Below are 14,123 nucleotides of genomic sequence, written 5' to 3'. Positions count from 1 at the left end.
ATATAAAGGGATATAAAATATGACAAATGATAAATATCTAAAAAAATTAGAAGGTTTTGACACAAGCTTTTATGATGTAAAAGCTGCTGTTGAAGACATTACTCCTGGTTCTTTTGAAAAACTAAACTACATTTCAAGAGTATTGGCAGAGAACTTACTTAGAAAATGTCCTAGTGAAGATTTAAAAGATTCATTAATTCAATTAATTGAAAAAAGAACTGATAAAGATTTCCCTTGGTACCCATCAAGAGTTGTAACTCATGATATTTTAGGACTTACTGCATTAGTTGATTTAGCTGGTTTAAGAGAAGCAGTTGAAGCTGGTGGAGGAGATCCTAGACAAGTTAATCCTGTTGTTCCTACTCAATTAATCGTTGATCACTCACTTGCAGTTGAATGTGGTGGATTTGATGCAGAAGCATTCCAAAAAAATAGAGATATTGAAGATAGAAGAAATGCAGATAGATTCCACTTTATTAACTGGACAAAAGAAGCATTTAATAATGTAGATGTTATTCCTCCAGGGAATGGTATTATGCATCAAATTAACTTAGAAAAAATGTCTCCTGTAATTCATAATATTGATGGTATTGCATCTCCTGATACATTAGTTGGTACTGATTCACATACTCCACATGTTGATGCTCTTGGTGTTTATGCACTTGGTGTTGGTGGATTAGAAGCAGAAAATGTTATGCTTGGAAACCCTTCATTTATGAGAGTTCCTGAAGTTATTGGTGTAAAAGTTATTGGTGTTCGAGCTGAAGGAATTACTGCAACTGATATTGCATTAACATTAACATCATTCTTAAGAGAAAACAATGTAATCTCTGCATTCTTAGAATTCTTTGGTCCAGGTTTAAAATACTTAAACTTAGGTGATAGAGCTACTATTTCAAATATGACTCCTGAATATGGTGCAAGTGCTGCTATGTTTGGTATTGATGAGCAAACTTTAGATTACTTAACTTTAACAGGTAGAGAATCAGAACAAGTTAAATTAGTTGAAGCATATGCTAAAGCAAATGGTTTATGGGCTACTTCTTTAAGTAAAGCAACATATGCAAGAGAAATTACATTTGATTTATCAGAAGTTTCAAGATCATTAGCAGGTCCATCAAAACCTCACCATTTAGTACCTACAAATACTTTAGTTAAAGAAGGTTTAATTAAAGACTTTAAAGAAGAAGATGAAAATAAAATCCCAGATGGTGGAATTTTAATTGCAGCTATTACTTCATGTACTAATACTTCTAATCCTAGAAATGTTATTGCAGCAGGTTTACTTGCTAAAAAAGCAAATGAATTAGGTCTTAAAAGAAAACCATGGGTTAAATCTTCATTAGCACCAGGATCAAAAGTAGTTGAAACATATTTAAATGATGCGAAACTTCTTCCTGAATTAGAAAAATTAGGATTTGGTATTGTTGGATTTGCATGTACTACTTGTAATGGTATGTCAGGTGCACTTGATCCAAAAATTCAAAAAGAAGTTGTTGATAATGATATTTATTCAACTGCTGTATTATCTGGAAACAGAAACTTTGATGGTAGAATTCACCCTTACGTAAAAGAAGCTTTCTTAGCATCTCCTGCACTTGTTGTTGCTTATGCATTAGCAGGTTCAATTAGATTTGATATTGAAAAAGATTCATTAGGTACAGATAAAAACGGTAATCCTATTACATTAAAAGATTTATGGCCAACTGATGCAGAAATCAACGCAGTTGAAAAAGCATCTGTAAGACCTGAAATGTTTGATGCAATTTATGATCCAATGTTTGCTAAAAGTGAATTAAGTGGAACTGAAATTTCACCATTTTATAAATGGAATACTCAATCTACATATATTAATAAGCCACCTTACTGGGAAGCTGAGTATATGGAAATGCCTGAACTTAAAGGTATGAGACCATTAGGTGTATTCCCTGATAATATTACAACAGATCACTTATCTCCTTCAAATGCAATTTTACCAACATCTGCATCTGGTGAGTATTGTTTATCAAAAGGTCTTCCTGTTGAAGATTTAAACTCTTATGCAACACATAGAGGTGATCACCATACAGCTTCAAGAGCTACATTAGCAAATCCAAAATTATTTAACGAAATGGTTAAAGATGAAAATGGTGAAACTAAACAAGGTTCTTTAACTAAAATTATGCCTGAAGGTACTGAATCTAGAATGTGGGAAGCTATTGAAACTTACACAAATAGAAAACAACCTTTAATTATCATTGCTGGTACTAACTATGGTCAAGGGTCTTCAAGAGACTGGGCTGCAAAAGGTGTTAGACTTGCAGGTGTTGAAGTTTTAATTGCTGAATCAATTGAAAGAATTCATAGAACTAACTTAGTTGGAATGGGTGTTTTACCATTACAATTCCAAGCTGGTGATACTAGACATACTTATGCAATTGATGGTTCTGAAACTTTTGATATCGAAGGTGAAATTACTCCAAGAACTGATTTAACAGTTGTAATGACAAGAGCAAATGGTGAAGTTGTTAAATTTACTGTTCTTTGTAGATTAGATACTTCAGCTGAAGTTGATGTTTATAAAAATGGTGGTATTTTACAAAAATTCGCTAAAGATGTTATTGCTTCTTCTAAAAAATAATTAGAAATAATATCAAGAATACTAAACACTTTTAGGGCATTGCCCTAAAAGTATTTAGAAGAAATTTAAAAATTTCTTCTAAATACTTTTAAACACTTAAAAAATAAACTCAAGGAAAATAAAATGTCATACCAACCACAATTTAAAGTAAAAGCTACATATATGAGAGGTGGTACTTCAAAAGGTACTTTTTTTAATATTGCCGACTTACCAAAAGAAGCACAAGAAGATTCTAAAAAAAGAGATAAACTTTTACAAAGAATCGTAGGTTCTCCTGATGTTTATAAAAAACAAATGGATGGAATGGGTGGAGCTAGTTCTTCTACTTCTAAAGCTATTTTAGTTGGAAAATCTGATGTTGCTAACCATGATGTAGATTACTACTTCTGTCAAGTTGCAATTGATAAAGATTTTGTAGATATGAGTGGAAACTGTGGGAATTTAAGTTCTGCTGTTGGACCATTTGCTATTCATGAAGGTTTAGTTGATAATGTTCCTGATAATGGTGTTTGTTGTGTAAGAATTTGGCAAGCAAATATCAAAAAAACTATTCTTTGTTACGTAACAATGGAAAATGGAATGGTTAAAGAAATGGGTGATTATGAAATCGATGGTGTTGCTTTCCCTGCTGAAGAAATTCAATTAGAATTCGTAGAACCTGTTGATCCAAGTGAAGAATTATTTCCTACTGGAAATTTAGTAGATGATTTAGAAGTTGAGGGAGTTGGTACATTTAAAGCTACTATGATTACTGCTGGTATTCCAACTGTATTTGTAAATGCTGATGAAATTGGATACAAAGGTACTGAATTACAAGGTGATATCAATTCTGACACCCAAGCCTTAGAAAGATTTGAAAAAATTAGAATTGCAGGTGCACTTAAAATGGGTGTTATGAAAGATGCTTCTGATGCACTTACTCAACAACATACTCCTAAAATTGCATTCGTAAGTCCTGCACAAGACTTTACAACATCATCAGGAAAAGAAGTTAAGGCTCACGAAATGGATTTACACGTTAGAGCTTTATCTATGCAACAATTACATCATGCAATGATGGGTACAGCTTCAGTTGCTATTGGTGTTGCTGCTTGTATTCCTGGTACACTTGTAAATATTGCTGCAGGTGGTGGAGATAAAGATACAGTTACTTTTGGTCATCCAAGTGGAGCTATTAAAGTAGGAGCCGCTTTATCACAAAAAGATGGTAAATATATAGTTGAAAAAGCTTCTATGAGTAGAAGTGCTAGAATTATTATGGATGGAAATGTTCATGTACCTGCTGGAACTATGGATTAGTATTTAATTTAGTAAATACTTCCATAAAAAAAGGCTTATGATTTATAATCATAAGCCTTTTTTATTTATATATTCTTTATTTTTTAAAACTCATCATCACTATCTAAAATTTTTAAAATACTACTTTTCTTTTGATAACCCTGAAATTCATATTTAATATATAATTCACCCTCTTCTTTATTTACAATAAAAGAAGTAGGATAAACCTCAACAGGAAATGCATAGTTTTCCATTAATTCATCATATATAATATTGTCATCTTGAACTTTCATAAATTCAAAATTATCTCTTGTTTCTTTTATATCTTCTAAAACTTTTAACTGTCTTGCACACCAAGGACAAGAAGGAATACTAAACATAATAACTATATCTTTATTCGAAGGCATCTCTTTAATACTATTAAATTCTTTTGCTTGACCTGTTATTAACAAACTGATAAAAAAAATCAAAAAAAATATTCTTTTCATTTAACTCTTCTTTTTTATTTCACCAATGATGAAATTTCTTTAAATACAGGATTTTTTGCATTAACAGTTAATTCAAAAAGAAGTGATTCATATGTTGTAGGAATTACCCCTGCTTGAATTAATCTTTTAATTGCCATATCTGTATCTCTTTGTTTTCTAGAAGTTACACAATCTGTTACAAGTACAGGTTGTAATCCAGCTTCAAGTAAATCAATGCAAGTTTGTAAAACACATACATGTGTTTCAATACCTGCAACAATTACTACTTTTTTATTAGCAGTTTTAATAGCATCCATTGTTGTTTCATTTTGACAACAAGAAAAAGTAGTTTTTTCAAAATGAGGATCTGCATCTACAAATTCTCTTAAACTTGGAATCGTTTCACCAATTCCTTTTTTATACTGTTCATTTACAATAAATGGAACAGAATGAATTTTTAAACCTTTTATTAAAGTTATTAAGTTCTTTTCTATTTCCTCTTTATTAGTCATATGAGGATATAATCTCTCTTGAACATCAACTAAACAAAAAACTGTATCTTCTACATTAATTCTCATCTTTACTCCTTTATATATATTTTATATAATACTATTTATATATCTAAATATCTTGGAAAATATTGACAATTTTGAATTTATTTAAAAGCTACTTTTTCAGCACGTTCAAGTAAATCTTTTGCACCTTGGTCTATAAATGTCTGTGCTAATATTTGTCCTACATTCTCATAATTTTTAATATTTGCTGTAATATCTTCAGAAATTGATTCACTTCCATCTGGCATTCCAACTATTGCTTGAACTCTAACAGATTTATCATCAATAATCGTAGCTTTTACACCTATAGGAACTTGACATCCACCTTCTAATGTATGAACAAAACTTCGCTCTATTGTAGATTCAATATGTGCATTTTTATCATTTAAAACAGATATTAATTCAATCACTTTAGGATCAGTTGTAGTTTCAATTCCTAGTGTTGCTTGACCCATTGAAGGAATCATTTCATCTGTTGAAATTGGAATAAAATATTTAACTTCATTCTCAATTCCTAGTTTTTGAACACCTGTTGATGCAAGAATAATAGCGTCATATTCTCCTGCATTAAGCTTTGCAATTCTAGTATTAATATTACCTCTTAAATCTTTTAATTCAATATCAGGTCGTAATAGTTTTAACGCCATTCTTCTTCTTAAACTAGTAGTTCCAACAACTGCTCCTGCTGGTAATTCTTTTATAGATGAATATTTATTACTTAACAAGGCATCTCTTGGATCATATCTTTTAGTAACTGCAGCTAATTGTAAACCTTCTTCAAATTCAGTTGGAACATCTTTTAATGAATGTACAGCTAAGTGAGCATTTCCTTCTAACATAGCTATTTCAAGTTCTTTTGTAAATAAACCTTTTCCACCTATTTTTGCTAAAGGAACATCAAGAATTTTATCACCTTTTGTCATAAACTCTTGTAGTACAATTTCCATATCTGGATAATGCTTTTGTAGTTCATTTTTAACAAATTCTGACTGCCATAAAGCTAACTGACTTCTTCTTGTTGCAATTACTAATTTTTCCATCTTTTACTTACCTTATTACTTATTTTTACCTAATTTTCCATATTCAGTTCGCATTGTATCTTTTTCTCCATTAACAAATATTGTTGGAGTTCCTTGAACCATTACATCTTCACCCATCTTAATATCATTTTCAATTGATTCTAAACTCTCAATTGTTGAAATATCATCTTCTGTAAATGATGTTTTAAATACTTTATTAAAACCTGCAATTATCTTTTTATTATCAGTCTCTTTTGAACCAAAGTACTCATCCCAATCAGCTTGATAAACTTTTAATTCAATATCTTTTATACCTTTTTCTTTTCCTAATTCCATTAGTTTTGATAATGCATCAGCTGCTGGATGTAATCTTAATAATGGGAAATGATAATAATATAAAGCGATTGAGTCTTTATTTTTATTTACATGATTAATTACTTCTGGAACATAATCCATACAGAAAGGACATAAAGGGTCTGAGAAAACTACAATTTTATCTTTTGCCTTATGATTACCTGCAATTAATTTTGCTTTATTATAATATTTTGCTGTTAAAGATGGTGTAACTAAATCTTTTAAAGATCTACCATTTTCTGAATCAATTAATTCTAATGAAATATATCTTCCATCAGAGAACACTATATCTTTTGCATTAACAGTTTTATTTTCTACTGTAGCTTCAACATCTATTATATAACCATACCAACCTTTTACAGGTAATTCTTTTTTCGTATTTATACTTATATTTTCAACTTTCACATTTGGATTTTGTGAAATTCTTTCTTTTTCAAATTTTAATACATTATTATCACTTACACTTGCAAATAAGCTAGTAGTTAATAAAACAGCAAGTGTTAATACTTTTGAAGCAGTTTTCATTATAATTATTCCTTTGATTAAATATTAATTAATAGTTTAACTATTTAGCATTAATACATGGTTAATGCTAAGATCTTGATTTTACAGTTATTTTTTTAATATCAAAAAGCTCTTTTGCCTTATTTAGCATTGGAGAATTAATAATATCATTTAGTTGTAACTCTTGCTGTGAAGGTGTAGGTGTTGAACTTTTATGCATATCAGCAACACATCCTGAACTCATTTCAACTTCTTCAATCATTGAACCTGTATCTTCTATATTTGAGTCTTCAATTTCTTCTACTTTTCCAACTTCTGTAGTAGTTTTTTCTATACTCTTATTTACAGTTTTGGAGGCCTCTTCCTTTTTAAAGTCTAATTCTACATCATTCCCATAAACATCTTGAGCAAATGTTCTAATTAATGCAAAGTGTTTATATAAAAATTTCCGATCATCACCTTGGGCATAAGATAGAATTGAAAGTTTATTGTCTTCATATCCATTAAAAATAAAGTTATTTTCAAAACATTCACCTAAAGTATAATCTCTATCATAAACTTTTGATGTTAGTTGTTCATACAATTCATTTTTTTCTTCAAGTTCTGGTTCTTCAATTGGTACAACCTCAACTTCTTGATGTAAATTTATTTCTTTATGTTCTTCTATTATTTCTTCAACTTTTATTTCTGAACTTTCAACTGCTTTCTCAACATTAACTACTTCATTTCTAGTTGTTGGTAAATCATCAAAAGGAGTAGGATATGAAACCTCAGGAATTGAATCAATTACAGATAAATCTACCATTGAAGTAGTTTCAATCAGAATTTTATCAGCTTGGGTAACTTCTTCAATTTTTGTTTCAGGAATACTTTCCATTATTTCTTCAGTTATATTTGATTCAAAAGAAGGAGTTTCTTCTACAATAGGCTTTATTTCATCAGGTTTATTTTCTATAACACTTGTATCAACTACTTTAGTTACACGAGGTTTTATACTTTCTTCTTTTACTTTAATATCTTCAACTTGAGCTATAATATCTTCTATTGTTTTTATATTTGTAGCTTCAATCATTTTCATTAATGTTAAAATTAATACAAATCCACCATCAGAGTTTATAGCTAAAAGATGTTTTGCATCACTTATTATTCTAAAAAATCTATCAAATAAAAGTAAATCAAATTTAGCATCTTTATTAATCATCTTATCTTTTAAATAAATTGTCATTTCATCACATATTTGTGATACATCATAATTTTCTAATTCTTTTATAATTGTTGTTATTTCACCTTTATTTAAAATCACATGAAATATATCATCCATAAGTTTAGGATCTATTAATCCTAACATATCCACAACTGTCGAAGTTGTTATTCTTCCACGTGAGAAAATAATTGCTTGGTCTAATAAAGTTAAAGTATCTCTTAAACTTCCTTGACCACTTCTTGCTACAATTTCTAGGGCATCTGTATCAAAGTCAATACTTTCTTCATTTAAAATATGTGATAAATGATGTACTACATCTGTATCTGAGATTTTATTAAATCTAAAATGTTGAGTTCTACTTAAAATCGTAGCAGGTAACTTTAAAGGATCCGTAGTTGCAAGTATAAACTTTACAAAACCAGGAGGTTCTTCTAATGTTTTTAAAAGTGCATTAAAAGCTTGAGTAGTCAGCATATGAACTTCATCGATTATAAATACTTTAAATCTTGCAGAACTTGGTTTATATTTAGTATGCTCTATTAAATCTTTTATATCATCAATTCCACGATTTGATGCAGCATCCATTTCAATAACATCTAAATGTCTATTTGCATTTGAACTAACACAGTTATCACAAACTTCACAAGGTCTAGAAGTAGGTCCTTCTGAGCATAATAATGCTTTTGCCATTATTCTAGCAGTTGAAGTTTTACCACTTCCTCTTAATCCACTAAAAAGGTAGGCATGAGATAATCTATTTGAATCTAATGCTAATGATAAAGTTTGAGATACAGTACTTTGACCTACTAAATCTTCAAATCTATGAGGTCTATATTTTAAAGCTAATACTTTTCTTTCTTGTCCTAATTCACTCATATATCACATTTCCTAATTATAATTTTTTTATTATCTAAAATTCTTTCTATCATATTTTTGTTAATTTCACCAGTATGACAAATAGAAATACTTAAATCACCTTGATTTTTATGCTCTTTTTCTAAACTCAAGGATATAAGTCTATTTGCTATTGCATCACCTGTTTGTATTAAGTTTGTATTTTCGCCCATGATCTTTTTTATTACATTATGAACTAAAGGATAATGAGTACATCCTAAAACAATAGTATCTACACTATTCTCTTTCATAGGATTTAACCATTTTTCTAGCATTTTAAATGTTTTTTCTGAATCAATTTCACCTTTTTCAATTTGCTCAACCAATCCAATACAAGCTTGCTCATAAAGCTTTACTTTTTTAATACTTGATAATTCATTTACCAACTCTTGATATTTATTACCTTTTAAAGTTGAAGGTGTTGCTAAAACTCCAATTTTTGAAGTCTTAGAAATTAAAAGAGCAGGTTTTATTCCAGGTTCTGTTCCTATTACTATTAAGAAAGGGAATTTTTTTCTTAAATGCTCAATAGCAGCAGAAGTTGCAGTATTACAAGCAACTACTAAAGCTTCAATATCATGCTTTTGCAATAAGTAGTTAGTAATATTATCACAACGTTCTAAAATCTGTTGGGTTGTTTTTTCTCCATAAGGAGCATATGCAGTGTCAGCTATATAAAAGATATCTGCACCTTTGAAAACTTTTTGAATTGCACTAATAACAGTTAATCCACCAAGTCCAGAATCAAACACACCTACTTTCAAATAAAACCTTTAATTAAATTTATAGATTATAACTAAAAGTGTATAACTAATATGTTAAAGCGAAGAATAATGTTTTGATTTAGATTTTAAGAGTTATTGTTAAAGGGGATAAGAATAAATCCCCTTTAAATTAGAAAGCTTCTACGATAGAACCTTGATATTTTTCATTTATAAATTTTTTAATTTCATCAGAGTTTATTACTTCATTTAAAGCTTTAATATACTCTTTATTTTCATTTCCTTTTTTAACTACAACAATATTTGCATAAGGAGAATCTTTTGATTCAATAACAAGAGCATCTTTTAATGGATTTAAGTTTGCAGCTAATGCATAATTTGTATTAATAATAGCAGCATCAACTTCATCTAAAACTCTTGGTAATTGTGGAGCATCTAACTCTTTAATTTTAAGGTTTTTAGGATTTTCAATAATATCTACTACTGTTTTAAAATCAACATCTTTAAATTTTAATAGACCTTCTTTAACTAAAATATCTAAAGCTCTACTTTCATTTGTTGGGTCATTTGGAACTGCAATTGATGCACCATCTTTTAATTCACTTAACGCTTTGATTTTATTCGAATATAATCCCATTGGCTCTAAGTGAACATTAACAGTTTTTACTAAATTAGTATTTTTATTTTTATTAAACTCTTCTAAATATGGTAAATGTTGAAAAAAGTTTGCATCTAACTCACCTTCATCAACTGCAATATTTGGAGTTACATAATCAGTAAATTCAACTATTTCTAAATCATAACCTTTAGCTTTTAAAAGTGGTTTAACAGCTTCTAAAATCTCAACATGTGGAACTGGTGTTGCTCCAATTTTGATTGTTGTTTGTTTAGCTTCAACTTTTGATTCTGTACTTTTTTTAGATTCTTTTGTATCTGTACAAGCAGTAATTCCAAGTGCTAATGCACCTACCATCGTAAATTTTAAAATATTTTTTAACATTAATTTTTTCCTTTATTTTTTTGTAATTTTATATATGTAATCGCCTAAACTTTGGCATATCTGTACTAAGGCGATTAAAATTAGTACAGTGTAAATCATAGTATCTGTTTGGAATCTGTAATAACCATATTTAATTGCTACATCTCCCAAACCTCCACCACCAACAGCACCAGCCATTGCAGAAAAACCAATTACAGTAATTAAAGTAAGAGTAATTGCTGAAATAATAGCAGGTAAGGCTTCAACTAACATGACTTTAAAGATAATTTGAAAATCACTCGCACCAAAAGATTTAGCAGCTTCAATAACACCAATATCAACCTCTTTTAAAGCACTTTCAATTAATCTAGCTACAAAGGGTGCCGCTCCAATTGTCAAAGGAATAATAGCAGCCGTTGTTCCAATACTTTTTCCTATTAAAAGCTTTGTAAGTGGAAATAAAACAATCATTAAAATAATAAAAGGAAATGATCTTAAAGTATTTATAACAACATCAAGTATTGAATAAACTTTTAAATTCTCTCTTAATCCACCTTTTGATGTAAGTGTTAAAATAATTGCTAAAAAGAAGCCAATTATTAAAGCTAGGAAAGTTGAAACAAATGACATATAAACAGTTTCTCCAAGAGCTGGAACTAAAATATCAAACATTATAATACCTCCCAAATAATTTTGTGTTCTTTAATATAGCTTGTTACTTTTTCTTTATCTTTTTCTTCAATATTTATAACCATATTACCTACTATATGAGTGTTTATTTCTTCAAGTTTTCCCCATACAATATTAAAATCCATATCTAACTGTCGTGCCATTTTTGTAATAAAAGATTGAAAAGCATTATCTTTTGGAAAATAAATCTTAATATTAACACCACTATTAGGTACAACTTCAGTTTCTCCTAAAAACTCTTTCATTTTATTATCAGGTTTTAGAAATAACTCTTCAGTATCATCAAAACCAATAATATTTCCATGCTCTAGCAATAATGCTTTTTGTGCAATTTGCTTTACAACTTCCATTTCATGAGTTACTAAAATAATAGTAATATTTAATTTTTCATTTATCTCTTTTAATAAATTTAAAATAGATGTAGTTGTATTTGGATCAAGTGCGGAGGTAGCCTCATCACTTAACAAAATATCTGGGTCTAATGTCAAAGCTCTTGCAATTGCCACACGTTGTTTTTGACCACCACTTAATTGATTTGGATATGCATCAATTTTCTTATCTAATCCAACTAATTCTAATAAATCTTTTACTTTTTTAGAAATTACTTCTTTTTTAAATCCCCATAATTGCATTGGAAGAGCTACATTTTCAAAAACTGTTTTTCTTTGAATTAATGAAAAGTGTTGAAATATCATTCCAATATTTTTTCTAAACTCTCTTAATTCATCTTTTCCTAGTGTTTTTATTTCTTTATTGTTTACAATCAAAGAACCATCTGAATAATTTTCAAGACCATTTATACATCTAAGAAGTGTAGATTTTCCAGCACCACTATGTCCAACAATCGCAAAAATTTCACCTTTTTTTATATCAATAGAAATATTATTTAAAACTTTTGTATCACTATAATACTTATCTAGATTCTTTATATTTATCATAATTTTCCCTTATCAAGCTGGAATAGTATATAAAAATGTATAAAATATGAATTAAATAAGTAATTAATAAAAATATTTAGATATATTAAATAATATATCTATAAAAAAGGTATTCTTTATGTTTCATCACTTTCACCCTTATGAACCTTTTCTTAATACAAATACAAAAAAAATCATTGTAGGAACACTTCCACCACCTAGGTTTTGTACTAAAGAGTATAAACCAAATGATGTAGATTTTTGTTATGGTTCTCAAGATGGATTATTATGGAAAAGCTTAGATGTCATTTTTGATTTAAATTTAGAGTATAAAAATACAAAAGAAGAAATAGCAAAAAGAAAAGAGTTTTTAATTTCTCAAAAGATTGGCGTTTGCGATATTGTAAACACTTGTAAAAGAGAAAAAGTAGATGCAAGTGATATAGGTATGAGAGATATTGAACTGCGAAATATTTTAGGATATTTAAAAAAGTTTAAAACTATTGAAACTATAATTTTTACAGGAGGAAATTCTAAAAATGGTCCTGAGTATTTTTTAAGACAAATTCTAAAAAAAGAAAAAATAGAGTTTATCCAAGTTTCAAATGAAATTCCAAAAGTTCATTCATTTTTTTTTGATGATAGAAAAATCCAAACAATAAGTTTAACATCACCATCAAATGCTGCAAATAGATTTATAGGATCAAGCTCTTATTATAAAGAACAAAAAATCAGAAACCCAAACTATACAACCTTTGATTTTAGAGTAGAACAATATAGAAAAGTGTTTATGAATTGTGCCTTTTAAATTATTTATTTTATCCTAGAATTCTTCATCTCTACAAAGTTTTCTTATTTTTGAAGGAGTAGAAATATCTTCCCTTTAGTTAATTAGTATACTGTCCCCGGATTTTTTGATCACTAGCAAAATCTATTATTTCATATTTTTGTAGAAGTGCAATCATCTCATCTTTTCTACCTTCATTTTTTATGCCAGTGATCCCAATATCATACTTATTAATAAACTTTATTAAATTTTCAGATAAATAATCATCAGGGGCAAGTATCTTATACTCATTACTTTCTAATTTTAAATACGCCAATTCTGTAAGTAATCCCATATCTGTAATTTTATTTATACTAGTCATTTTTAAATCCTTTATATTTATCTATTGTATGCATTTCTATTTTTAATACTTCTTTTATCATTTCATCTAAATTTGATATTTCTTTTACAAACAATATAGGTGGTGGTGTTTTCCAACCTAATCTATCTCCATCAAACAATATATCATCTCTAAACCAAGCATACCATCTATGGTTTGGAAAATAAAAAGCTGCTGCTTTAGCTAATGTTTTTTTATTTTTTGTATCTATAAGTAAAAATTCTTTTTTACTATAAAATCCAAAAAAACTATCTTCAATTTTTGTTGTTTGAATTTGATATCTAGCTTTTTTTATATTTATATTCTCAAATGTATAGGGGATTTTATTTATATTGATTCTTACAATATTTTGAGTTCTTTTTCTTAAGTTATATTGATATACAAGTACTTCAACATATCTATCAACATTTTGAGGTATATCATCATAATATGATTGTATATATCTTGTAGTTTCACTACTATTAATAAGAAAACGTGTAACATCAGATAATCCCAAACTCTCAATCTTTCCATTTGCATCACGCTCTGGGTATGAATAAACAACTGGATTCATCTTAAATATTTCAAAATATGTCTTTATTGTTTTTTGAATAAGCACATCCCAAAATGGTAGAAGAACTAAAAAAGCTAAAAATATATTTTTATAAATCTTTCTTTTTATAAATTTTCTAAATATAACCCAAAATATCAGTAATACAATTAAATATAATGTCCACATCATTCCTACTGCAAGTCCCATATTATAATCCTTTAAA

14 protein-coding genes are annotated in these 14,123 nt (G+C 28.5%); 3 read left to right on the top strand and 11 right to left on the bottom strand.

The window, feature by feature from the left end; genetic code table 11:
* The first annotated feature begins 19 nt into the window (after positions 1-19).
* A complete protein-coding gene (gene acnD / locus KO488_RS01485) occupies positions 20-2,620 on the top strand; it encodes a Fe/S-dependent 2-methylisocitrate dehydratase AcnD (RefSeq protein ID WP_216057014.1) in 2,601 nt (866 codons plus the stop codon).
* A gap of 123 nt (positions 2,621-2,743) precedes the next feature.
* Entirely contained in the window at positions 2,744-3,919 is a 1,176-nt protein-coding gene (prpF, locus tag KO488_RS01480; protein ID WP_216057013.1) for a 2-methylaconitate cis-trans isomerase PrpF, read from the top strand.
* A gap of 83 nt (positions 3,920-4,002) precedes the next feature.
* Here the strand turns inward: prpF and KO488_RS01475 are convergent, their stop codons facing one another.
* The 9 genes from KO488_RS01475 to KO488_RS01435 all read right to left on the bottom strand — a co-directional run bounded on the left by KO488_RS01475 (position 4,003) and on the right by KO488_RS01435 (position 12,223).
* Positions 4,003-4,386, bottom strand: a complete 384-nt coding sequence (locus KO488_RS01475; protein ID WP_216057012.1) for a glutaredoxin domain-containing protein — start codon at positions 4,384-4,386, stop codon at positions 4,003-4,005.
* A gap of 14 nt (positions 4,387-4,400) precedes the next feature.
* A complete protein-coding gene (locus KO488_RS01470; RefSeq protein WP_216057011.1) occupies positions 4,401-4,943 on the bottom strand; it encodes a hydrolase in 543 nt (180 codons plus the stop codon).
* A gap of 77 nt (positions 4,944-5,020) precedes the next feature.
* Positions 5,021-5,959: a hydroxymethylbilane synthase gene (gene hemC, locus KO488_RS01465; protein ID WP_216057010.1), complete on the bottom strand. Its 939-nt coding sequence runs from the start codon at positions 5,957-5,959 to the stop codon at positions 5,021-5,023.
* 15 nt (positions 5,960-5,974) lie between these two features.
* The gene (locus KO488_RS01460) at positions 5,975-6,817 is read right to left on the bottom strand and encodes a thioredoxin domain-containing protein (protein ID WP_216057009.1); all 843 of its coding nucleotides are present in this window, start codon (positions 6,815-6,817) and stop codon (positions 5,975-5,977) included.
* 67 nt (positions 6,818-6,884) lie between these two features.
* Entirely contained in the window at positions 6,885-8,876 is a 1,992-nt protein-coding gene (locus KO488_RS01455; RefSeq protein WP_216057008.1) for a DNA polymerase III subunit gamma/tau, read from the bottom strand.
* Positions 8,873-9,658: a glutamate racemase gene (murI, locus tag KO488_RS01450; protein WP_216057007.1), complete on the bottom strand. Its 786-nt coding sequence runs from the start codon at positions 9,656-9,658 to the stop codon at positions 8,873-8,875. The genes KO488_RS01455 and murI overlap by 4 nt, the downstream gene beginning before the upstream one ends.
* 130 nt (positions 9,659-9,788) lie before the next feature.
* Positions 9,789-10,616 carry a MetQ/NlpA family ABC transporter substrate-binding protein gene (locus KO488_RS01445; protein ID WP_216057006.1) on the bottom strand — a complete coding sequence of 276 codons (828 nt, stop codon included), beginning with the start codon at positions 10,614-10,616 and terminating at the stop codon, positions 9,789-9,791.
* A gap of 12 nt (positions 10,617-10,628) precedes the next feature.
* Complete coding sequence (locus KO488_RS01440) at positions 10,629-11,267, bottom strand: methionine ABC transporter permease (protein ID WP_216057005.1); 639 nt, start codon at positions 11,265-11,267, stop codon at positions 10,629-10,631.
* A complete protein-coding gene (locus KO488_RS01435; RefSeq protein ID WP_216057004.1) occupies positions 11,267-12,223 on the bottom strand; it encodes a methionine ABC transporter ATP-binding protein in 957 nt (318 codons plus the stop codon). The genes KO488_RS01440 and KO488_RS01435 overlap by 1 nt, the downstream gene beginning before the upstream one ends.
* A gap of 118 nt (positions 12,224-12,341) precedes the next feature.
* Here KO488_RS01435 and KO488_RS01430 point away from each other — a divergent pair, with 118 nt between their 5' ends.
* Complete coding sequence (locus KO488_RS01430; protein WP_216057003.1) at positions 12,342-13,010, top strand: uracil-DNA glycosylase family protein; 669 nt, start codon at positions 12,342-12,344, stop codon at positions 13,008-13,010.
* A gap of 79 nt (positions 13,011-13,089) precedes the next feature.
* Here the strand turns inward: KO488_RS01430 and KO488_RS01425 are convergent, their stop codons facing one another.
* A complete protein-coding gene (locus KO488_RS01425) occupies positions 13,090-13,350 on the bottom strand; it encodes a hypothetical protein (protein ID WP_216057002.1) in 261 nt (86 codons plus the stop codon).
* The gene (locus KO488_RS01420) at positions 13,343-14,107 is read right to left on the bottom strand and encodes a hypothetical protein (RefSeq protein WP_216057001.1); all 765 of its coding nucleotides are present in this window, start codon (positions 14,105-14,107) and stop codon (positions 13,343-13,345) included. Before KO488_RS01420 ends, KO488_RS01425 begins: the two co-directional genes overlap by 8 nt.
* Positions 14,108-14,123 lie beyond the last annotated feature (16 nt).

The sequence above is a fragment of the Poseidonibacter lekithochrous genome, assembly GCF_018861145.1.
Classification (GTDB): domain Bacteria; phylum Campylobacterota; class Campylobacteria; order Campylobacterales; family Arcobacteraceae; genus Poseidonibacter; species Poseidonibacter lekithochrous_A.
The sequence above is the reverse complement of the archived record's forward strand: the minus strand, read 5'-3'. Positions and strand labels throughout refer to the sequence as shown.